The organism is uncultured Sunxiuqinia sp. (assembly GCF_963974515.1).
Taxonomy (GTDB): domain Bacteria; phylum Bacteroidota; class Bacteroidia; order Bacteroidales; family Prolixibacteraceae; genus Sunxiuqinia.
The window spans coordinates 1-21975 of the sequence record NZ_CAXBDD010000008.1 but is presented as its reverse complement, the minus strand read 5'-3'; the positions used below and the strand labels follow the sequence as shown (position 1 = coordinate 21975).

General features: G+C 44.9%; 17 protein-coding genes. 14 read left to right on the top strand and 3 right to left on the bottom strand.

Annotation, left to right across the window (positions count from 1 at the left end):
* The first annotated feature begins 384 nt into the window (after positions 1-384).
* Entirely contained in the window at positions 385-4440 is a 4056-nt protein-coding gene (locus AAC033_RS03790) for a two-component regulator propeller domain-containing protein (RefSeq protein WP_339735558.1), read from the top strand.
* A 61-nt stretch (positions 4441-4501) separates the two neighbouring features.
* Here the strand turns inward: AAC033_RS03790 and AAC033_RS03785 are convergent, their stop codons facing one another.
* Positions 4502-4702, bottom strand: coding sequence for a hypothetical protein (locus AAC033_RS03785; protein ID WP_339735556.1), 201 nt, complete (start codon positions 4700-4702; stop codon positions 4502-4504).
* Between the two features lie 188 nt (positions 4703-4890).
* Here AAC033_RS03785 and AAC033_RS03780 point away from each other — a divergent pair, with 188 nt between their 5' ends.
* Positions 4891-5601 carry a methyltransferase gene (locus tag AAC033_RS03780; protein WP_339735554.1) on the top strand — a complete coding sequence of 237 codons (711 nt, stop codon included), beginning with the start codon at positions 4891-4893 and terminating at the stop codon, positions 5599-5601.
* 6 nt (positions 5602-5607) lie between these two features.
* On the opposite strand, the gene AAC033_RS03775 is transcribed toward AAC033_RS03780, so the two are convergent.
* Positions 5608-6111, bottom strand: a complete 504-nt coding sequence (locus AAC033_RS03775) for a flavodoxin domain-containing protein (protein WP_339735552.1) — start codon at positions 6109-6111, stop codon at positions 5608-5610.
* 157 nt (positions 6112-6268) lie between these two features.
* Here AAC033_RS03775 and AAC033_RS03770 point away from each other — a divergent pair, with 157 nt between their 5' ends.
* The 12 genes from AAC033_RS03770 to AAC033_RS03715 all read left to right on the top strand — a co-directional run bounded on the left by AAC033_RS03770 (position 6269) and on the right by AAC033_RS03715 (position 20660).
* Positions 6269-6949 (top strand): FAD-binding oxidoreductase, encoded by a 681-nt coding sequence (locus AAC033_RS03770; protein ID WP_339735550.1) that lies wholly within the window; start codon positions 6269-6271, stop codon positions 6947-6949.
* Between the two features lie 96 nt (positions 6950-7045).
* Complete coding sequence (miaB, locus tag AAC033_RS03765; RefSeq protein WP_339735547.1) at positions 7046-8398, top strand: tRNA (N6-isopentenyl adenosine(37)-C2)-methylthiotransferase MiaB; 1353 nt, start codon at positions 7046-7048, stop codon at positions 8396-8398.
* On the top strand, positions 8395-9699 hold the full coding sequence (gene mtaB, locus AAC033_RS03760) for a tRNA (N(6)-L-threonylcarbamoyladenosine(37)-C(2))-methylthiotransferase MtaB (RefSeq protein ID WP_339735545.1): 1305 nt from the start codon (positions 8395-8397) through the stop codon (positions 9697-9699). The genes miaB and mtaB overlap by 4 nt, the downstream gene beginning before the upstream one ends.
* A gap of 239 nt (positions 9700-9938) precedes the next feature.
* Positions 9939-11504 carry a carboxyl transferase domain-containing protein gene (locus AAC033_RS03755; RefSeq protein ID WP_339735543.1) on the top strand — a complete coding sequence of 522 codons (1566 nt, stop codon included), beginning with the start codon at positions 9939-9941 and terminating at the stop codon, positions 11502-11504.
* 12 nt (positions 11505-11516) lie between these two features.
* Positions 11517-12323: an enoyl-CoA hydratase-related protein gene (locus tag AAC033_RS03750; protein WP_339735541.1), complete on the top strand. Its 807-nt coding sequence runs from the start codon at positions 11517-11519 to the stop codon at positions 12321-12323.
* On the top strand, positions 12323-14296 hold the full coding sequence (locus tag AAC033_RS03745) for a biotin carboxylase N-terminal domain-containing protein (RefSeq protein ID WP_339735539.1): 1974 nt from the start codon (positions 12323-12325) through the stop codon (positions 14294-14296). The genes AAC033_RS03750 and AAC033_RS03745 overlap by 1 nt, the downstream gene beginning before the upstream one ends.
* Before the next feature lie 17 nt (positions 14297-14313).
* Positions 14314-15471 (top strand): acyl-CoA dehydrogenase family protein, encoded by a 1158-nt coding sequence (locus tag AAC033_RS03740; protein ID WP_339735537.1) that lies wholly within the window; start codon positions 14314-14316, stop codon positions 15469-15471.
* Between the two features lies 1 nt (position 15472).
* A complete protein-coding gene (locus AAC033_RS03735; protein ID WP_339735535.1) occupies positions 15473-16486 on the top strand; it encodes an isopentenyl-diphosphate delta-isomerase in 1014 nt (337 codons plus the stop codon).
* Complete coding sequence (locus AAC033_RS03730) at positions 16473-17786, top strand: hydroxymethylglutaryl-CoA reductase (RefSeq protein WP_339735533.1); 1314 nt, start codon at positions 16473-16475, stop codon at positions 17784-17786. The genes AAC033_RS03735 and AAC033_RS03730 overlap by 14 nt, the downstream gene beginning before the upstream one ends.
* Positions 17779-18702, top strand: a complete 924-nt coding sequence (locus AAC033_RS03725) for a GYDIA family GHMP kinase (RefSeq protein WP_339735531.1) — start codon at positions 17779-17781, stop codon at positions 18700-18702. Before AAC033_RS03730 ends, AAC033_RS03725 begins: the two co-directional genes overlap by 8 nt.
* A 6-nt stretch (positions 18703-18708) precedes the next feature.
* Positions 18709-19752, top strand: a complete 1044-nt coding sequence (gene mvaD / locus AAC033_RS03720) for a diphosphomevalonate decarboxylase (RefSeq protein ID WP_339735529.1) — start codon at positions 18709-18711, stop codon at positions 19750-19752.
* The gene (locus AAC033_RS03715; protein ID WP_339735527.1) at positions 19749-20660 is read left to right on the top strand and encodes a hypothetical protein; all 912 of its coding nucleotides are present in this window, start codon (positions 19749-19751) and stop codon (positions 20658-20660) included. Before mvaD ends, AAC033_RS03715 begins: the two co-directional genes overlap by 4 nt.
* 17 nt (positions 20661-20677) lie before the next feature.
* Here AAC033_RS03715 and ricT read toward each other — a convergent pair whose 3' ends face one another.
* A complete protein-coding gene (ricT, locus tag AAC033_RS03710) occupies positions 20678-21793 on the bottom strand; it encodes a regulatory iron-sulfur-containing complex subunit RicT (protein ID WP_339735525.1) in 1116 nt (371 codons plus the stop codon).
* Positions 21794-21975: the final 182 nt, after the last annotated feature.

The window sequence follows — 21975 nt, the reverse complement described above, 5'->3', positions numbered from 1 at the left end:
TCAAACAGTTTAAATTTAGTGAATTAATATCAATAACTATTCGAACTGTTAATTGTTTGGTGCTACTAGTGGAATCAGTTTTGATTTTTCACGTTATATGCAATAATCATTGGTGTTTCTGGGTGTTATGTTTTGTGCCGACCCGGTTTTCATTCAGGCTCACTCTTGATTAAATTTGAACTACCGGATTGCAAAAATACTCAAAAGTTTTTTGTGTGATTGTTTCCGGAAAATTGGGGGTTGCCCGATTCAGTCGGTTTAATTTGCAAATGTTTCAAAATAAGCATTATTTTGCTCCGGTCGCGTGTGCGATAAGGGAGGGGGAAAATGGACACTTCTAATAATTATAGGAATAGGAAGTACAGACCGGATTTAGCTATCGGGATGTTATTTTTATTGCTGATTCTTACCGGTATTGGATTCATTGGTTTTGCGGCCCAAAATGAAATGAGTTTCGATTCTTTTTCACAAGAAGATGGTCTGCCAAATAATCAAATCCAAAATATTTATCAGGATCAGAAAGGATGGATGTGGTTTGGAACAAGCCAGGGGTTGAGTCGTTTTGATGGCTACCAGTTTGTAAATTTTCTGCATTCGGAAGATGACAGCCTGAGTCTGAACGGCACGCTCGTGCGGGTGATTTGTGAAGACAGGCATGGAAATTTGCTCATAGGAACCGAAAATGGTGGTTTGAATGTGTTTGATCGTGCCTTGGAAGTTTTTTATCATCCGTACGAAAATCATCCGTTGTTCAAGGGTAAAGAAGTATCGGTCAATGATATCGAGGAAGATGCTGAAGGAAATCTTTGGCTGGGAACGAATAATAATGTTTTGCTTGTTGATACCCTGGGAAATGTTTCAGCCGTGTCGCAGCCTGGTGCCCCTGTGAATTTGGCAGGTGAATTTGTACGCGTGTTAGAATTTGATGAGTCTGGAAAATTGTGGGTTGGAACAAATGCGGGTGTTTTTGTCATCAACCCTAAAGACCAGTCTGTTGAGCAGGTTCAGTTGCCCTTAAAAGAACAACGCGATGAGATATGGGAGATTTTTCTGGATCCCGATGGCAGCATTTGGATCGGGACTTATTCCAACGGAGCCTTTATTGTCGATCCTATTTCGAAAGAGGTGGAATCCGTAAGGCTGGAGCCGGAATATGAACGGACTGAAACCGTTCGGTCTATTTCAGTGGGTGCCTTTGGTAACTATTGGATTGGAACCCGAGGAGGGCTGTACGTTTTCCACAAAGATGAAGGGATGACGGCCTTTTACAAGCACGACGGACGAGAGCAAAGCTCGTTGATAAACAACTCGGTATTGGATATTTTGCATGATCGGCGTGGCGAAACCTGGATTGGCACGCGCGGAGGACTGAACTTGCTGGCAAAAAGCAAGCAGGCCTTTCATAACTTCAGCTCTCATCCGTCAGACGAAAGCGATAAATACCTGAATAGTGCGATCGTTTATGCTTTTTGGATTGATGACGAAAATAGAATCTGGATTGGAACAGAAGATGGCGGTGTGAATATTTATGATCCGAAAACCGAATCATACAGCTACCTGATGGCCAATCCCAGCGATCCTAATTCGATTTCACGCAATTGCGTCAAGGCTTTTCAGGATGATCGCCGGGGGAATTTATGGATTGGAACGTTCCTTGGAGGAATTGATGTCTTGAATCTGAACACGAAGCAAATGAAGCACTACAAGGCTGATCCGTCCACAGTGGGAACACTGGCTGATAACCGTGTTTGGGATTTCTTGCTTGATAATGAAGGGGATATATGGGTGGCAACGTCGGCTGGTGTTGACCGTTTTGATTGGCAGACAGAGCAGTTCGTCCATTATGATGAATTGGCAGGAGACGAACAGGTGAACTGGATTGAACAAGACTCGTACAACAACATTTGGCTGGGTACAACCGACGAGGTTATTGTTTATCATCATGAAAGTAAAAAGATGGCCCGTTTTAACGAGCATTCCCGCTCGTTTCTGGAAGACTCAGGCGGTCGTTTCTGGATAACAACGCTCGATCGTGGAATTGCACAATACTCAAGTATTAGCGGGGCGATCCGTTATTACAATACCGACGATGGCTTGTCGAATAACCAAGCCTTGTGCATGCTTGAAGATAATCAACAAAAGCTATGGGTCAGTACCTCAAACGGCTTATCAAAGTTTGACCCCATTAGTGAGACTTTTCAGAATTATACCAGTAAAGATGGTTTGCGTAATAATCAGTTCTCGTATGGAGCTGCCTACAGAAAAACTGATGGAAGCCTTTTGTTTGGAGGTGTTTCAGGCTTTAATATCTTCAACCCTTCTGAAGTTAAAAGTGAGAACAATGATGTTCCACTTGTGCTGACTGATTTTCGGATTTTCAATAAAAAGGTTGATATTGGAGCAGGCAAAAATCCAATTTTGAAGAAGAGCATTTCTGAAACCAACCACTTGGTTTTACTCTACGACCAGAATGTATTTACCCTCGAATTCGCGGCTTTGAATTTTATAAACAGCGATAATAACCTGTATAGCTATTATCTTGAAGGATTTGATAAAGAGTGGAACGAGCCCAGCACAAGCAGGACGGCTACCTACACCAACCTGAATCCGGATGATTACATGTTGCATATTAAACGCGTCGTTCCCGGTGACGAACAAGCCGGAAGTGAGCTGCAACTGCTGATAACCGTTCTTCCGCCATTTTGGAAAACCGTTTGGTTTCGTGCGCTTATTCTGATGGTTATTGGGGTTTTAATTTACTTTCTGGTTCAGTTTTTTCTTTATCGGGAGAAAATAAAAAACGAATTGATTTTAGAACGGATGAAAGCGCGCAAATTGCACGAGCTGGATATGCTAAAGCTGAAATTCTTTACGAATATTTCGCACGAAATTCGAACACCTCTGACCTTGATTCTGGCACCGCTTGAAAAGTTGATCGCTCAAAAACTGCCTCATGAAGATGTTCAGGCCCATTTGGATATCATGTACCGAAATACCAGACATCTGGATCGCCTGATTAGCCAGTTGCTGGATTTTCGAAAGCTCGAATCTGGCAACCTGAAACTGGAGCTCAGACAGGGTGATATTGTCGTTTTTGTTTCAGATATTGTTGCGTCGTTTCAGGGATATGCCGAAGATAAAGGGATCCAACTCAAATTCAACACCCTTAAAAAACACTTGACCGCGCAATTTGATGCCGATAAAATTGAAAAGATACTGAATAATTTATTGAACAACGCGTTCAAGTTCACTGAAAAAGGCGGACGGATTTCGGTTAACCTGTCGTTGGTTTTTGACCCGAGTGAAGAAGATTTGTCCCGTGAAAATCCAGATCGCGAATACATCGAAATTACTGTTCGCGACACCGGTCAGGGTATTTCTCAAACCAATGCCTCGAAAATCTTCAATCGCTTTTTTCAGGCCAACGAAAAGAAAGAGCAAACCGGGGCGGGTATCGGCTTGTCATTTGTTAAAGAATTGGTTAAGCTGCACCGAGGGGAGATTTTTGTTGTAAGCAAACCCGGCAAAGGAAGCAAATTTACCTTCCGGATTCCGTACGAAAAGGAAAGTAGTGACGCGACTGCTGTTCATGGTGTTGAGCCAGACTTGTCTGAAACCGAAAAGACTGCCATCATTGACAACAACCAATCTGCCGGCGCGTTGAATTCGCGCATTATGCTGGTGGTGGAGGACAATCCGGATGTCAGGACTTTGATCCGAAGCCATTTTGCGTCGAAATACGAGGTCCTCGAAGCCGGCGATGGACGTGAAGGCTGGAATTTAGCCTTGGGAGCTGTGCCTGATGTGATTGTTAGTGATGTTTTGATGCCTGATGTGGATGGTTATGAGTTTTGTAAGAAAGTAAAGAAGGACGAGCGCACCTCACACATTCCGGTTTTGTTGCTCACTGCTCTTCATTCCAAGGAACACGAAATTAAAGGCCTGTCGAGTGGGGCCGACGATTACATCACCAAACCATTTGATTTGTCGATCCTGCAGACTAAAATCGAAAACATGCTGTCGATTCGCGATTCGCTAAAGCAGAAATACTCCGGAGAAATTACACTTCAACCCCGGAATATCATCATTTCGTCGCCTGAAGAGAAATTTCTTCACAAGGCAGTTGAGGTTGTTGAAAATAATATTGCTGATACTGAATTGGATATCGAGCGTTTTGCACAAGAAGTGGGAGTTAGCCGGATGCAGCTTTACCGCAAGCTCAATGCATTGACGGATATGACAGTAAAAGAATTTATCCGGAGTATACGTCTAAAGCGGGCTACCCAACTAATCGAGCAAGACAAAATGACGGTCAGTGAAATTGCTTATGCTGTTGGGTTCAAGGATTTGTCGCACTTCCGGAAATGCTTTCGCCAAATGTATGGCATGACCGCCACGGAATACAAGCAGAAAAATCGTAAGGAAAACCTGGAGATTTGAAGATAAGGGTTAATAGCGTTTTGTTTCCGGGCGAGCAACAGAATGGTGAATTTGTTGTTGATCAGGCTCCGGCTTTTAATACTTTATCTGTATTGCTCTGAATTGAGTCCGTCTCCAGAGCCTGAATTTCGTTGGTGATTTGGGGTTTTTGAGTTTCTTCCAAGCTGATTTTATCTGCTTTATTGTTCCATGTCCGATACAGCGTGGCATAAATAATCAGGCAAAATAGAAGGGCTAAAAAGTAATAATCTCTCTTTTTCATGCTTGTTTTTCTCTTGTTGTACTACCCGCTCTTATTTTAGTGCGTGCAAAAGTAGAAAATAGCTTTAGTCGCGTTTCGCAAGTCTGAAAAATGATTGCCGAAAGCATGCGAATTAACAATGAGGTAATATTTGCATTGGCCCGTTTTGTACTTTTAGCATTTAGTAGAAACCAGTTCAGAATTCCAATATGGGACGCAACAACTTTTTTCAGTTTAAGCAATTCCGAGTAATTCAGGAGAAATCGGCCATGAAGGTAGGGATAGACGGCGTGTTGCTTGGCGCCTGGGCCGGATTGAATGGAGCCGGCAGGGTATTGGATGTTGGCACCGGAACCGGATTGGTAGCACTCATGGCAGCTCAGTGTTCCAGTGCAATCATTGACGCAGTGGAGCTGGAACCGGAAGCGGCAAGTGAAGCGGCATTAAATTTTCAGAATTCAAAATGGGCTTCCCGGATTTCGCTGTCGCTTGGAGCTTTTCAGGATTTTCAGGCCAAAACCAAATACGATCACATTCTTTCCAATCCGCCATTTTTCGAAAATTCACCAAAATCGAATGACAGGAAGCGAACCCAGGCCCGCCATTCAGATAGCTTAAGTTTAAAAGAATTGCTGGAAAAAGCAGAGCAGCTACTTTCGGAAAGTGGCAAGATTAGTTTGATTTTGCCAGCAGATAAAGAGGAACGATTGTTGAAGCTGGCTTCTGCCTTAAATCTACACGTGGTTCGCATGGTCAGAGTGGCGTCTGATGAAACAAAAAGCGCTCACCGCATATTGGCAGAGCTTTCCAGGGTGCAGGCCGAATTGCACGAAACTACGTTTTTCATTCGCGATAGATCAACGGGAGAATATTCTGGCGTATACCGCGAACTTACCAAGGAGTTTTACCTGGCTTTTTAATTTTTGCTAAATCAGGGTAACAAATGGAGAAAAAGTCTTATCCATTTTTTTTGCGAAGTTTTTGATGGCTTCGTGGTCGATTTTGCTCACGGATTGTTCAACTTTGGCGATTTTACGAACAATCAGTTTTTCGAAGAAGCGCATCTTTTCAAAGTTGAATTCACCTCCTAGAATAGCCTCTGATTTAGCATATTGGTGCAGCTTCTCGGGAAAAGCATTTTCGAGTTGCTGAAAGGCTTGATCGCCTTCATACATGCAGCATATAAAGAGTCCGAGCTGCTTCCGCCCAAGGTTCTCCAGATGTGCCTCGCAATACTCACGAATTTTTCGCTGAATTTGTCCTGCATGAATGGATCCGCCGATGATAACACGATCATAATTCTGGAAATCAGGATTTTTATCTTCTTTGAGGTTTTTGATTGTCACCTCTCCATTGAGCTGTTCGGCTAATTCAGTTACAACCTGTTTTGTACAGCCGTGGGTTGACATATAAATGATGAGTGTTTTCATGAATGCAGATTTTCTATCAAAAATAGGACAATTGCCAGAAACAAACGGCTTTTTTATCGGTTAAGTTAAGATTATAATCGGTTAGCAAAGATAAATACAGATTTGGATGTCTTTTTTAGATGAAATAATTACCTTTGCAGCCCAAAATAGAGATGCTATGTCGATAGAAGTTATGCAAGCAATTAAGATTGATGAAAGTTTTTACAAAGTGAAAGAGGTCAGGAGACTAACAGATGAAACTTTCTCCCTACGTCTGCCAAAAAGCCGTTTTACATTTAAGGCCGGGCAACACATTTCACTCGGAATTCAGGGCGACTACCAGAGCCGGGAATATTCCATTTACAGCGGCGAAAATGATGAGCATTTGGAAGTGTTGGTAAAAGAAGTCAAGGAAGGTTATTTTTCACCAAAGCTGAGCCATTTAAAGCCAAGTGATTTGGTAGAGGTTAACGGCCCGTTTGGGAAATTCCGCATTGATGAGAAAAAAATTAACGACCATAAATTTGTGTTTATTGCCAGTGGAACAGGGATCGCTCCGTTTCGCAGCATGGTGCGCACCTATCCACAACTGGATTATCAGATTGTTCATGGCGTGCGTTACGGACACGAGGCTTACGATAAAGATGAGTATGAACCCGAACGTCACATTTTGTGTACTACCGGCGATAGAAGTGGGCAAGTGCACGGGCGTTTGACCAAGTATTTAAAGAAGACAACGTTTGATAAAACCACGCAATTTTATTTGTGCGGAAATAGCAACATGATTTTTGACGCACTCGAATTATTGAAAGACAAGGGCTTCGATCGCGATCAGATTCATTGCGAAGTCTATTTCTAGGCTGAAAACCAGGAACGAAGAAAAGCAAACTTGAGCCTTTTACACTCGGTCTTAAGCTGCCTTGGAGTTTGGAATTTGAAACTTGAAATTTAATTGATGAAGTACCACTTAATTACACTGGGTTGTCAAATGAACCTGTCGGACAGTGAGCGCGTAAGCGCTGTGTTGGAACAGATGGGTTACGAGCGGACCGAAAATGAGGAAGAGGCAACCCTGTTGGGCATGCTGGCTTGTTCAGTCAGGCAAAAGCCAATTGATAAAGTGTACAATAAAATTGCCCAGTGGAACCGGGCTAAGAATAACCGAAACCTCATTACGTTTATTTCGGGCTGTATTTTGCCGGCTGACAAAGAAAAATTCCTGAAGCTTTTTGATCTTATTTTTCCGATGAGCGAGCTGAGCCAGTTGCCTGATATGATCCGGAATTACGGTGTGGTCAATGCGGCGTCGCTGCAAGCACCACAGCCGGTCATGCCTAAGAATGAGCATATTGTTGATTTGTGGCACATTAAACCCAAATACCAGTCTTCCTACGAGGCCTTTGTACCCATCCAAAATGGGTGCGATAAATTCTGTACGTTTTGCGCTGTTCCATACACACGCGGTCGCGAAGTGTCGCGTCCTTCGGATGATATTATCAAAGAGGTTCGGCATTTGGTGAATCAGGGCTACAAGTCCATTACCTTGTTGGGACAAAACGTTAATTCATACGGACTGGATAAAGATGGTGAAGAGATCAACTTTGCCGAATTGCTCCGGAAAATTGGTGAAGACGGAAAATCCTCCGGCAAAGAATTTTGGGTGTACTTCACGTCACCTCATCCGCAGGACATGGGGCGCGATGTGATTGAAGTCATTGCTGAATATGCGTGTTTGGCCAAACAAATTCATTTGCCCATGCAGAGTGGTGATGAAAAAGTGCTCATTAAAATGAACCGCCGTCACTCGATGGATAAATATCGCAAAATTGTACACGACATTCGCGAACTGATACCCCAAGCTACTTTGTTTACCGATATTATTGTGGGTTTTACAGCCGAGGGCGAAACGGAGTTTCAGCATACAGTTGATGCGATGAACGAATTCCACTTCAATATGGCCTACATTGCCATGTATTCGCCGCGTCCGGGGGCAGCGAGCTATCGCTGGGAAGATGAAATATCACAGGATGTGAAAAAAGATCGGTTCCATCGTCTGTCCGAAGTAATGAAAATTCATACCCGCAACTACAACGAGCAGTTGGTGGGCAAAACGTTGCGTCTGCTGGTCAATGGGATAGACCGAAAAACAGGTTTTAGCACGGGTTTAACCGAAGGTAAACTGAATGTTCGGCTCGACCGAAAAGCGAGTGAACTGATGGGCCAAATCGTGGAAGTGAAAATTACCTCAGCTGCTGATTTCTCATTAAGCGGTGAGTTAGTTTTACAGGAAGAAAAGATGGAGTTATGAATGCGATAAAGAAGAAAGTTGCCTTTAAAACATTGGGCTGCCGTTTGAATCAATACGAAACCGATGCCTTGGTTTCCGATTTTGATCAGGCCGGATATGAAATCGTTGATTTTAAAGATGCGGCTGACGTGGTGATTGTCAATACCTGCACGGTTACCAATCAAAGCGATCAGAAGTCCCGAAATACCATCAGCCAAGCTGCCAGGAACAACCTGGGGTCAATGGTGGTCGTTACCGGCTGTATGGCCAATAATTACAAAGAAAAGCTGGAGGGACAGTCTAAAATCACTTACGTAGTTGATAACGAGCGGAAAGCCAGCATCCGACAGCTGGTTGATGCCCATTTTCAAGGTGAAATTTTACACCCCTCAAATCTGGAAGGCGATGTTTTTCAGTTTAATACAGTCGACAGAAGCTTACATACCCGAAGCTCAATTAAAATCCAGGATGGCTGCGATAACTTTTGCACATTCTGTATCATTCCAAAAGTACGGGGGCGGGCAGTCAGTCGTCCGTTGCCACAAATTATTGAGAATGTGAAAGACACCTTGGCGAATGGATTTAAGGAACTGGTGATTACCGGTGTCAATATCGGTCGCTATGAGTGGGAAGACAAGCGCTTTGAAGATGTGCTGGAAGCGATTTTGAACGTTCCCGGCGATTTTCGGGTTCGCATTTCATCGCTCGAACCCGACGGCTTTGGCGATCGGTTTTACGACCTGTTTGAACATCCAAAGCTGGCCCCACACCTGCACTTGTGCCTTCAGAGCGGCTCCGACAAGGTTTTGCTCCGCATGCGCCGCATGTACGATTTAAACCGGTTTGCAGATATTGTGGATCGCTTTCGGACAAAGCGGCCCGATTTTAATTTTACCAGTGACCTGATTGTTGGGTTCCCGGGCGAAAGCGAGACCGATTTCGAGGAAAGTCTGGACGCCATCACGCGGTTCAATTTCAGCCACGTACACACCTTTAAATATTCGGTTCGCAAAGGAACCCGGGCCGAACGAATGGAAGATCAGATTGCCGAAAACATAAAAACAGAACGTTCCGCTATTCTGCGTGAAGCTTCAGAACAACTGCGTGTCAACTATCTAAATCGTTTTATTGGTCGTGAGCAGACAGTTTTGGTTGAAAAAGTTGATTCTCGTGGATTTGCTTCGGGGTATGGCGAACATTACATTCCGGTTCGATTCAAAGGTAATGACATTCAGAAAAATACTTTTCACAAGGTCCGTATCATAAAACTTGAAGGCCAGGGTGATAACGTTGGATTACTCGGAGAAAATCAGGAAAATTAAACCGAATTGCCTGGTGTAGGATTCCCTGCTGGCGTTGCTTGAGCCGAACCAGGACTTATTATTTGCCGGTGAAATTGCTCGTTTTGTAATTAAAATAATGAAAGGGCCATTCGACATTGCCTTCTTCCTTAAGATTATTTTAGTGAACGAGACATTTTTTTAAGCGTGGCCAGTGAACTAATAGCCTAGTATTTTGTCATAGTAAGAGATTTTCCATTTTTAATTTGTTTAACGACAATATGGGTAAAGCTCAACAAAATAAAACGCGAAACAGGTTTTCAGAAGGTGAGATTAAAGTCTTTGATTATCAGGAGGTAATTGCTGAATTTAGAGCGCGGATGTTGCAGGTCAGCTCTCATGGCTTGCAAAAAGCAGTTGAGAAGCATCAGGAACGTGGAAAATTACTGGCCCGTGAACGGATCGACCTCTTGATCGACCCACAAACACCATTTTTAGAGCTTTCAACATTTGCAGCTTTCGATCAGTATGACAATGCTTTTCCCTCAGCCGGAATCGTTACTGGCATTGGACTGATCAATGGACGTGAGTGTATGATCGTTGCCAACGATGCCACTGTAAAAGGTGGGACTTATATCAAAGAAACGATTAAGAAACACGTCCGTGCCCAGGAAATCGCCCTGAAGAACCATTTACCTTGTGTCTATCTGGTTGATTCGGGAGGCATTTATCTTCCGGAGCAGGCCCATGTTTTTCCGGATCGGTTTGACTTTGGCCGCGTCTTTTTCAATCAGGCACGACTCTCGGCAGAGGGTATTCCGCAGCTAGCCATAGTAATGGGCTCGTGTACAGCAGGTGGTGCTTACGTGCCAGCCATGTGCGACGAAACCATCATTGTAAAAGGGCAGGGGACTATTTTTATTGGTGGCCCTCCGCTTGTCAAAGCAGCTACCGGAGAGGAAGTTACTGCAGAAGAGTTGGGTGGGGGCGAAGTACATACCTCAGTTTCCGGAGTGGCGGACCACCTGGCCAAAGATGATATGCAGGCCATTGAAATTTGCCGCCGGATTGTCGATACTTTGCCGGTGGCTTCAAAACGAAAGACTGAACTTATACCGGTTGAATCCCCGAAATATCCTGCTGAGGCGTTGTACGATTACTTGTCAACCGATCTGAAAAAGCCAATCAATATGCGGGCAATCTTAGAGTGCTTGATTGATGCCAGCGATTTCCAGGAGTTCAAGGAAAACTATGGAAAAACTTTGCTGACCGGTTTTGCAAGACTGAAAGGTATTCCCGTCGGAATTATCGGCAATCAGAGTTTTTTAACGGCAGAAAGTGCCCGAAAAGGCGCTCATTTTATTCAGCTGTGTAACCAACGGCAGATTCCTTTGTTGTTCTTACAGAACATTACGGGTTTTGTAGTTGGGAAAAAATATGAGCATGAGGGCATTGCGCGCGATGGGGCGAAACTGATTCATGCGGTTGCCAATTCTGTTGTTCCCAAAATAACGGTGGTGGTTGGTGGCTCGTTTGGTGCCGGGAATTATGCCATGGCTGGCCGTGCATACGACCCCGATTTCTTGTTTATGTGGCCCCACGCACGTATTGGAGTGATGGGCGGAGAGCAGGCAGCAGGTGTGTTGCAAACCATTACAGAAACTGGGAACCACAATAATTTGGTCAAACAGTTTGAGCAAGAAAGTACAGCTTATTTTAGTTCGTCCCGTTTATGGGATGACGGCATTTTGGATCCTGCGCTAACAAGAGATATCTTAGCTTTGGCATTTATGGTGACGCTTAATCAACCCATTCAGAAACCCAATTACGGAGTTTTTAGAATGTAAAAAAGGAGGAAAATGAAAAACTGGAAGAATATACAACTGACAATCAGCGGACGCCGGGCTAACCTGGTGTTAAGCAGGCCGGAAGTGCACAATGCACTGAATCCTGAGATGATCGAAGAAATGCATGAAGCACTGGCTGATGTTGCCGCAATGGAGCAGGTTCAGTTTTTGGTGCTGTCGGGTGAGGGGAAGTCGTTTTGCGCCGGAGCGGATATTAATTGGTTTGCTGAAGCAGTGAACAAAGCCAAGTCGGATAACTGGCAAGAATACCTTCGTATGGCCGAATTACTGAAAGAAATTCATCAGTTTTCCAAAATTACGATAGCAGCTGTCCACCGCAATGTATTGGGTGGAGCCAATGGCTTGATGGCTGCTTGTGATTTTGCAGTTTCAGAGCGTTCAACCACTTTTGCTTTTGGTGAAATTAAATTGGGAATTGTCCCCGCCACCATCACGCCCTTTTTGACCAAACGGGTGTCGGTCCAGAATTTGAAAAAATTGATGTTTTCGGGAGATCAATTTGGAGCTTCACAAGCACACTTGATTGGCTTGATCGATTTTTTAGCTGATGAAGGCAAGATGGAGAAAGTAATTGGCGAAATAATAAAAGGGCTGGAGACCTCGTCGCCCAAAGCGCTCCGGGCATGTAAGCAATTGCTGCTAAAGTCTCAGGCAGGAGAGTTAACGACTGAAAATAGTGAATACACCGCGGCAGTGCTGGCTGATTTGGTTCATTCCGATGAAGGTCAGGAAGGCTTACGTGCTTTTCTGGAAAAACGAAAACCGGACTGGCAAAAATTAAATGTCGTTGAAAATTAATGGGCCCCTTTCATAAAATATTAATTGCCAACCGGGGCGAGATCGCTGTTCGTATTTTGCGGACTGCTCGAAAGATGGGCATCAAAACGGTAGCTGTTTATGCTTCCGATGATGTGGATTCTTTGCACGTCACCCTTGCTGATGAAGTTGTTCTGCTTGAAGGCAGTCAGTTAAGCGAAACGTATCTCAATCAGGAGAAACTGATCCGGTTTGCCTTGGAAAAGGGGGCTCAGGCCGTTCATCCAGGGTACGGTTTTTTGTCAGAAAATGCCGAATTTGCCGAAAAGGTGGAGCGGGCTGGCCTTGTTTTTATTGGCGCCACACCGGAACAAATCCGTTTGATGGGCGAAAAAACGCAAGCCATTGCGTTCGTGAAAGCGATCGGGATTCCTGTTATACCAAGTCTGGCAGGTTCTGTCAGCGATATCCTAATTCATTGCGATGAGCTGGAATTCCCGCTCTTGGTCAAAGCATCTGGTGGCGGAGGCGGAAAAGGAATGGAAGTGGTTCACGATTTGGAGCATCTGCCACTGGCTTTACAGCAGGCGCAACGGCAGGCCCAGCAATATTTTGGAAATGGCGAATTATTTGTCGAGAAATTTCTGCCAAAAGCGCGTCATATTGAAGTGCAGTTGATGGGTGATGGAAAAGGGAATGCCTGTCATTTTTTTGAGCGTGAATGCAGTATTCAACGACGTTATCAAAAACTGATTGAAGAGGCTCCTGCTCAGTCGGTTCCACCCAGTTTAAAAGAAAAACTTTATGAGGCGGCATTGGAGATTGCCAGAAGTATACACTATCGTGGTGCCGGAACAATCGAGTTTTTGGTGGATGAAGCAGCCAATTTTTATTTTCTGGAAATGAATACCCGACTGCAGGTGGAACATCCGGTTACCGAGTTGATTACCGGAAAGGATTTGGTAGAATGGCAATTTAAGATCGCGGCTGGCGACAGTTTCAGTTTACAGCAGAATGACCTGAGCGTGAAAGGACATGCTTTTGAACTCCGGATATGTGCCGAAGATCCGCTGCAGAATTTCCGGCCAACATCTGGAGTCGTGGGGGAAATGAGTATTCCTCAAAACGTCCGCTGGGATAGTTTTCTTCAAAAAGGAATGCAGCTGTCATCAAACTACGATTCGCTTGCAGGAAAGCTGATTATTTGGGGCGAGACCCGGGCGGCTGCCCTTTCTAAATTGCAGGAATCACTTCACAGATTACATCTGGCCGGGCTTAAAACAAATCAGGAGTTTCTGAGTCAGCTTTTGAATCTTGAAGCGTTTAAGAAAAATGAAATCGACACGCGTTTGGCTGAAGTGCAATTGCCCGAAATTATCCGTTCGATGGAGAGTAAGGCTGAAGATTGGGTTACTGTACAGATGCTTTCGGGGTATTTGTTGCATCATTTTTATCGTCCAACGGAATCAACCAATGTTTGGAAAGCCATGGGCTATTGGCGAATGATGGCCCGCTTTAAAATAAAAATCGGAGACGACTGGCATGAAATGCAGGTTGAAAAGAAGGAAAGCGCCCTACAATTGAGCTGGAGTGGCCGGGAGTATGATTTAAGAAATTGTCAATTTAATGGTTCATTCATTGAATTTCAGATAAATGAAAAAGATATTACTATCTTTATTTCCGAAGAAGATAAGGCGACCATCGTTCAGTTAAACAGCAAGAGGTGCCAATTAAGGAGTAATCATGTTGCGAACGAGGTTCGCTTAAATAAGCTTGAAGTTGATCGGAACGAGTTGAAAACCGATCAGGTTGTAGCCGACCTTTTTGGGAAAGTGGTTGCTGTTTTGGTGAAGCCTGGTGATGTGCTTCAGAAAGGGCAGAATTTATTGGTGATTGAATCAATGAAATCGGAATTTACAATACAAAGCCCGGTAAATGCCGTGGTGAAAAACATACATGTTGCCAAAGGGCATTTGGTGCAAGACAAAGAATTATTGGTGGATTTAGAATCGTAAAAAACAAAAGAATCGATATGAACGCATTTTTAAACGAAACTCATCACGCACTCCGGGCAAAGGTCAGGGATTTTGCAGAGAAGTACGTTAAGCCTGTGATTGGCGAGTTTGAAGCCAACGAGCAGTTTCCGACAGAGCTGATTCGTTCACTGAAGAGCTTGAGCCTCTTTGGAATGCATGTCCCAAAGAAATATGGGGGGCAGGACAGTGATTATTTGTCGTACATCATTGCCGTTGAAGAGCTGGCACGCGTGGATAGTTCGGTGGCGGCGACTTTAGCAGCGCACAATTCGCTGGGGGTCGGGCCAATCCTTGAATTTGGAACCGAAGACCAAAAGGCCAAATATCTGCCGCCGCTATGTACTGCCGAAAGCTTGTGGGCCTTTGGATTAACGGAAGAAAATGCGGGCTCGGATGCACAGGGAGTAGAAACAGTTGCCGAAGAGAAGGAAGATGGCTGGTTGGTTAACGGCCACAAAAAATACATTACCAACGGCGCTTCAGAGATGTCAGCAGGAATTAGTTTTGTAGCTAAAACAGGCTTGCGCGATGACGGACGGAAGGAGTTTACCGCTTTTTTGATTTCGAAAGGAACCCCGGGATATACCCGCGAATTCATGAAAAATAAGCTGTTGTGGCGGGCTGCCGATAATGGTATGGTTTACCTGAATAATTGCCATGTTCCATCCAGCGATATGTTGGGCGAACGAGGCCAGGGAATAAAAATCATGTTGAAAACCATTGATTCCGGACGTTTGTCAATTGCGGCAATGGGGCTGGGATTAGCACAGGGCGCTTTTGAAATGGCTGTGAGTTTCGCAAAAAAACGCAGACAATTTGGCAAAGCGCTGGCTAATTTCCAGGTAATTTCGTTTAAATTGGCCGATATGGCCATGAAGATTGAAAATGCCCGGAACACGTTATACAATGCCTGTTGGTTGAAAGATAACGGACAGCCGTTTGGAACCCAGGCAGCCATGGCTAAATTGTATTGTTCGCAGGTAGCAAGCGATGTAGCCAGCGAGGCCCTGCAGATTTTTGGTGGTGCCGGCTTGTTTCGGAATGATGAATATCCAATCGAGCGTTTTTTCCGTGATCAGCGCTTGCTTTCTATTGGTGAAGGCACTTCAGAGGTTTTGCGCATGGTGATTTCGCGTTCGATTTTAAAAGATTGAAATGACACAAGATCGCAAACTGGATCATATTCAACTGGCGTTCGACTCGCACACGGGACTGCCTGAGCAGGATCAGCGGTTTCTTTATGAACCCATGCTGGCTGCTCACCCCACGCAGGAGGACAAACCATTTTTGTTTTTAGGAAAGCTGGTTCGGGCACCGTTTTGGGTTTCGAGTATGACTGGAGGAACCGGCGTTGCTGAAAAAATAAATAAAAACGTTGCCCGGGCGTGCCGTGATTTTGGATTTGGAATGGGATTGGGATCCTGCCGGAAAATCTTATTCGATCAAACACATTGGGCCGATTTTGACATGCGTGACACCATTGGCCCGGATCAGCCATTTTGGGCGAACCTCGGTATTGCCCAGGTCGAAAAGTTGCTGAAAGAACACAATGAAAAAGCGATTATTGATTTGGTTGGCGGGCTGAGAGCCGACGGATTGATCGTGCATGTAAATCCATTGCAGGAGTGGTTTCAGCCCGAAGGCGATCGCATTGAGCAGCCACCGATAGAAACAATTGAACAGCTGATGTCGCGCATTCACATTCCATTGATTGTAAAAGAGGTGGGGCAGGGCATGGGCGATGAAAGTTTGAAACGATTGTTGAAACTTCCGTTGGCTGCGATAGAGTTTGCGGCGTATGGCGGAACCAATTTCTCTAAGCTCGAACTGATGCGTGATGATCTGGCCGTTAAGGAGATGTATCAGCCTTTTGCGTTCGTAGGACAAACAGCACATCAGATGGTGAAAAGTGTCAACCTGCTTTTGAAGGAAATGGGGGAGCCACAGTGCCGGCAACTGATTATTTCAGGAGGAATAAAAAACTATTTGGATGGTTACCATTTGGTTTCCTTGAGTCAATTACCTGCTGTTTATGGCATGGCGTCGTCGGTTTTAAAACATGCAACAGGCGATTACAATGAATTGAAGACCTTTATTCGGAATCAACTGATGGCCTACCGTTTGGCGCAACATTTTTTGACAATAAACCCGGAATATGACGGAGCCTAAATTCATACGTGGATTTTCAAAATTGAGTCGGTTTCAGAAAGTTCAGTGGCTTATTGAAGCCTTGAATTTGGATCAGTCAACGGCCGATTTTCTTAAGTGCTTTGAATTATCAGATCACGAACTTCAATCTGTTATTGACGATTTAAGCGAAAATCAGCTGTCAAATTTTCACTTGCCTTTTTCAGTGGCTCCCAACTTTTTGGTTAACGGGCAATTCCTGGCTTTCCCTTTGGTTACCGAAGAAAGCTCGGTGGTTGCCGCACTGGCAAAGGCCGCTGGATTCTGGGCAGGGCGAGGCGGGTTTCATGCTAAAGTGATTGGAACGGAAAAGAAAGGACAGCTTCATTTTAACTGGAACGGAACTCCTGAAAACCTGACCAGGCTTTTCCCGCAACTCAAAGAGCAACTGCTCGGTGAGGTAGCGTCGCTGACCGAAAATATGGCCAAGCGGGGCGGCGGCATCACCCTCATTGAGCTGAAGCATTTGCCCGAAGTCTTACCGAATTACTACCAACTTGATGTGGCTTTTGAGACCTGTGACGCCATGGGGGCTAATTTTATCAATTCGTGCCTGGAGCAGTTTGGACGGACCCTGAAAAGTTGGGCCCGACAAAACGAAGCTTTTCATGATGAGGAAAGACACGTGGAAATCATCATGGCCATTTTATCCAACTATGCACCCAACAGCCGGGTAAAGGTTTGGGTTGAATGTCCGGTTTCGGAGCTCGAAACCGATCGACATCAGGCACGCATATTTGCAGATAAATTTGTGCAGGCAGTTCATATCGCACGGCGCGACGTTTCGCGGGCCGTCACTCACAATAAAGGAATTTTTAATGGCATTGACGCGCTGGCGATTGCCACCGGAAATGACTTCCGGGCGATTGAGGCGGGTGCTCATGCCTATGCTTCCCGAAAAGGTGTTTACAGCGGACTTAGTTATGCCGAACTATCGGGCGGGCAGTTTTGCTTCAGCTTGGAAATACCATTGGCTGTTGGTGTGGTTGGCGGCGTAACAAGCATTCATCCGCTGGCAAAGGTAGCCATGAAAATTTTAGGAGAACCGTCCGCGAAAGAATTGATGACTTACCTGGCAGTGGCAGGCTTGGCTTCCAACTGGTCAGCGGTAAAAGCACTCGTGACCACCGGAATCCAGCAGGGGCACATGAAAATGCACCTGAGCAATATTTTAAGCAGTTTTCAACTATCGGGTGAACAAAAACAGGCCGCCAGACTTTACTTTCAGGACCGGGAAGTTTCTTTTTCCGAAGTACAAAAATATTTAAGTGAACATGCCTGACGATAAACACACCTATCATGCTAACGGGAAGTTATTGCTGACCGCCGAATATTTTGTTCTGCATGGTGCTAAAGCCATTGCTTTGCCTTTACAATATGGACAGCAAATGGAAGTTGCAGCTGGCAGCCGTCAGCAGGTGGTTAGCTGGAAGGCCTTTATGAACGAAGGCTTGTGGTTTTCCTGTGATTTCAAGCTGCCCGATTTGCGAATTGTGCACAGTTCAGATACGGAGAAAGCGCTGATTCTGCAAGATGCCTTGAAGGCGGTTGTGGAGATGAACCCACAGTTTGAGCTGAATGGAGGGCTCGATATTTATACGAAGATTGATTTTCACAGCCAATGGGGATTCGGAAGCAGCAGCACCATGATTGCCAACCTGGCTTCCTGGGCCGGCGTTGATCCTTTTGAACTGAATGAAAAAATTTTTCATGGTTCCGGCTTTGATATTGCCTGTGCATCAGCTGACGGGCCAATTTTTTATCAGAAAAATAAAAAGCCCGAACCGGTGGATCTGGATTACCCATTTCTTGATCAGCTTTATTTTGTCTATTCAGGAGCCAAAAAAAATACTCGCAGCGAAGTCCGGCGTTTTTTAAAGCATGGAGCCGTAAGTGCTGCTCAGGTGGATGAGATCAACGCCATCTCAGAGCGGATGAGCCAGTCAAAAACGCTGATTGACTTTCAGCAGTCGTTGGTTGCTCACGAGCAGTTGGTTTCAAAGCTATTGAAAGTTCCAACAGTCAAGTCGACTTATTTTGTTGATTTTAATGGAGAAATTAAGTCGCTGGGTGCGTGGGGTGGCGATTTTTATCTGGCGGCGACTGCTATGGATAAAAAAAATGTTTTGCAGTACTTCGGGGAAAAAGGATTACAAGTGATTTTTCCTTGGAAAGCGCTGGTCTTAAATAATCGTTGATGTTGGATGATGATGAAAAAATCATATGAAGCTTCGTGGGAATGCCCGTCTAATATTGCATTGGTGAAGTACTGGGGAAAGAAGCCGGGACAATTGCCAATGAACCCCTCGTTGAGTTTTAGTTTGAAAAAAGCCCAAACCAAAACGAGCGTTCGCATTGAGCCTGCCAGCCGTCGGAAAGTGGAGTTTTTGTTTGAGGGAAAAACTTCGTTCTTTACAGAGCGGGTGGAAAAATACCTGGCCGCCATGTCACTGGAGCATGATTGGCTGAACAATTACGCTTTTTACATCGAAAGTGAAAATACATTTCCTCATTCAACTGGAATTGCGTCGTCGGCCTCAGCTTATGGAGCGCTGGCCCTTTGCCTGGTTGATTTGAAGCAGCAGGTTACGGAAAAGAAGTTTACAACCCAGCAATTCTTTCAGAAAGCTTCGCGCTGGGCGCGTTTGGGCAGTGGAAGCGCATGCCGTTCCGTTTTTTCGTCTTTTGCACTTTGGGGCCGGCTCGAAGGTTTCCCCAACTCGACTGATTGTAACGCCATTCCAGTTACCGAAAAGTTTCATCCAGCCTACCAGTCGTTGCGCGATGCTGTGTTGCTGGTCGATTCATCCAAGAAGCAGGTTTCCAGCTCCGCAGGCCATGAGATGATGAATGAACATGATTTTAAAGACGTGCGGATTGCCCAAGCCAATAGCCATCTCCGTCAGTTGCTAGAGGTAATGAAAACCGGAGATCATCAGCGGTTCTTTCAATTAATTGAAAAAGAAGCACTCAGCCTGCATGCTCTGATGATGACCTCCGATCCTTCCTTTATCTTATTGCAGCCAAACAGCCTGGCGGTAATAGCAAAAATCCGTGCGTTTAGGCAACAAACGGGATTAGCTGTTGGTTTTACAATTGATGCTGGTCCTAACATTCACCTGATTTATTTTGAGCAAGACAAACAAATGGTTCATCAGTTTATTGAGGGTGAATTGCTGTCTTTAACCGAAAATGGTGATTGGCTGGACGACTGCATCGGTAACGGGCCAAGGAAGCTAAATGGATGAAAAGATTTAATGCAAAATTGTTGCTCTTTGGAGAGTATGGACTGATGGTTGGTGCAAAGGCATTAGCCGTGCCATTTTCTCATTTTAAGGGAAGCCTGGAGTTTGTCAGTGAAAACGCACCAGACAACTTTAAAAACAGTCAGCTTGAGCTCGACCGCTTCGTATCTTACTTTCATCACCACCAATTAAATAAAAACATGAATTTTCCCCTTCATCTGGAGGAAATCAAAAAGGACCTGGAAAGGGGACTGTATTTCGAGTCGGATATTCCGCTGCAATATGGCGTGGGAAGTTCCGCTGCATTGTGTGCGGCTATTTATGAGCACTATGGCAACTATCATCTTGACCTGAAAGAGGTGAAAGACAAGAAGAACCTGCTATCCGTGTTGAAACATGATTTCTCGGTGATGGAAGCGTATTTCCATGGTCAGAGTTCTGGGTTCGATCCTTTGGTATCCTTCGTTAACCGGCCGGTGTTGTTGGCAGACAAGCAAATTGATTTGCCTCCAGCTCAATTGAAAACGCCTGGCTACTCGGTATACCTGCTTGATACAGAAGTAAAAAGTCCAACTGCGCCGCTTGTGCGTTTGTTTTTGGATAAGATGAAGGATAAATTCTTTGAAGAGCGTTTTCGAAGTGAATTTTTGCCATCCAATGATCTGGCGATCCAGTCCTTGTTGACTGGACAAACCCGGGAACTTTTCAAGCAGCTGAGTTTACTTTCCGCCTTCCAGATTGAATATCTCCAGGAAATGATTCCAGCTCATTTTCGCCAAATTGTAGGGGATTTGCTGGGGGCAGGTATTCCAGTGAAATTGCTGGGATCGGGTGGGGGCGGATTTTTACTTGCCTTTGTACCCGAAGGTGTTACGTTTCCGGAAAAAGTAAAAAGCCTCCAGGTGACTTAACCTCAAGGCCTTTTAACTTACGACTTCGTATCAATGTTCCTTCTTCGGTGATTTGGCCGTTTAGAGAACTTCTTCTTCCGTTTTTTCTGAGTCTTTTGTGCTTCCAGAATGGAGTCGTTCACCGAGCCCACACTCATTTCATTTTCTGCTTTCACTTCCGGTGCCAGGTATTGCTCAATGGGCGGCCTTTTTCCGCGTTTGTTCAGTTGAATGATTTTTTTTACATCCTCCAGATCCAACACCAGTGGCTTGGTTCCGTAGACTTCACTCAGCGTATACCAGATTTTCTTATTCAGAATCTCCGTCTTGAAATGACGAGCCAAACCTTTCTCTGTTTCAAGCGCCAGCAATTCGTTGGGGAAATCTTCCTGCGCTTCCAGGTAGGTGTCCAACTCGTACATCAGGCAGCATTTTAGTTTGCCACATTTCCCGGCCATTTTTTCAGCGTTGGGCGACAAGCCTTGCTGGTGAGCCGCATCCGATGTTACACTGTCAAAATCAGTACGCCAGGTTGAGCAGCACAGCTCGCGTCCACACGATCCAATTCCGCCAATACGGCCGGCTTCCTGTCGCGCCCCGATTTGCTTCATTTCAACTTTAATTCGGAATTCGCGGGCATACAACCGGATCAACTCCCTGAAATCGACGCGTCCTTCTGCTAGATAATAAAAAATGGCTTTGGAATTGTCGCCACGAAATTCAACATCACCAATTTTCATGTCCAAATTCAGCTCGTTTGCCAGTTGGCGTGCCCGGACCATCACCGGATATTCCCGTTTGCGGGCTGCTTCCGATTTTTCTTTGTCAGCTGTTGTTGCTTTCCGATAGATCTTGCTCCACTGGTACCGGTCCGGCTTTCTGATTTTGCGCGCAAATTGTTTCTCGGCCAGTGTTCCCACCAGCGAGACAGTTCCCACATCGTGCCCGGGGGTTGTGGCTACCACCACCAAATCGCCGATTTTGAGTGGCAGCCCCTCTTCGTTTTTGAAGAATTCCTTTCGGGTTCCCTTAAACCGAACTTCAACAATATCTGATAAATGTGTTGTATCTGGTAAGTCCTTCAGCCAATCATAGGTGCCTAGCATTTCGGGGCGGTCACCATCAGTATTCATACTACATCCACTACATCCCATATGCTTTGTATTTTATTAATTTCAGACAAAAATATCTAAAATTAAATGCAAATACTATTTTAATTGATTCTAAATAAGGAATTGAAAAATTGATTTCTGAAAAGATTTTTCGGATAAAGCAGGTTTAGACCTGCTTTTTTGTTTTTTTTGAATAAAAAAAGTTGTGAAAAAAATCGTCCTTC

Bases quoted from the DNA above. Each gene is read 5' to 3' on its own strand.
- ricT (WP_339735525.1), bottom strand. From the start codon at position 21,793: ATGGGATGTAGTGGATGTAGTATGAATACTGATGGTGACCGCCCCGAA.
- AAC033_RS03785 (WP_339735556.1), bottom strand. From the start codon at position 4,702: ATGAAAAAGAGAGATTATTACTTTTTAGCCCTTCTATTTTGCCTGATT.
- AAC033_RS03755 (WP_339735543.1), top strand. From the start codon at position 9,939: ATGGGTAAAGCTCAACAAAATAAAACGCGAAACAGGTTTTCAGAAGGT.
- AAC033_RS03745 (WP_339735539.1), top strand. From the start codon at position 12,323: ATGGGCCCCTTTCATAAAATATTAATTGCCAACCGGGGCGAGATCGCT.
- AAC033_RS03790 (WP_339735558.1), top strand. From the start codon at position 385: ATGTTATTTTTATTGCTGATTCTTACCGGTATTGGATTCATTGGTTTT.
- AAC033_RS03730 (WP_339735533.1), top strand. From the start codon at position 16,473: ATGACGGAGCCTAAATTCATACGTGGATTTTCAAAATTGAGTCGGTTT.
- AAC033_RS03740 (WP_339735537.1), top strand. From the start codon at position 14,314: ATGAACGCATTTTTAAACGAAACTCATCACGCACTCCGGGCAAAGGTC.
- AAC033_RS03725 (WP_339735531.1), top strand. From the start codon at position 17,779: ATGCCTGACGATAAACACACCTATCATGCTAACGGGAAGTTATTGCTG.
- mvaD (WP_339735529.1), top strand. From the start codon at position 18,709: ATGATGATGAAAAAATCATATGAAGCTTCGTGGGAATGCCCGTCTAAT.
- AAC033_RS03770 (WP_339735550.1), top strand. From the start codon at position 6,269: ATGTCGATAGAAGTTATGCAAGCAATTAAGATTGATGAAAGTTTTTAC.
- mtaB (WP_339735545.1), top strand. From the start codon at position 8,395: ATGAATGCGATAAAGAAGAAAGTTGCCTTTAAAACATTGGGCTGCCGT.
- AAC033_RS03715 (WP_339735527.1), top strand. From the start codon at position 19,749: ATGAAAAGATTTAATGCAAAATTGTTGCTCTTTGGAGAGTATGGACTG.
- miaB (WP_339735547.1), top strand. From the start codon at position 7,046: ATGAAGTACCACTTAATTACACTGGGTTGTCAAATGAACCTGTCGGAC.
- AAC033_RS03775 (WP_339735552.1), bottom strand. From the start codon at position 6,111: ATGAAAACACTCATCATTTATATGTCAACCCACGGCTGTACAAAACAG.
- AAC033_RS03735 (WP_339735535.1), top strand. From the start codon at position 15,473: ATGACACAAGATCGCAAACTGGATCATATTCAACTGGCGTTCGACTCG.
- AAC033_RS03780 (WP_339735554.1), top strand. From the start codon at position 4,891: ATGGGACGCAACAACTTTTTTCAGTTTAAGCAATTCCGAGTAATTCAG.
- AAC033_RS03750 (WP_339735541.1), top strand. From the start codon at position 11,517: ATGAAAAACTGGAAGAATATACAACTGACAATCAGCGGACGCCGGGCT.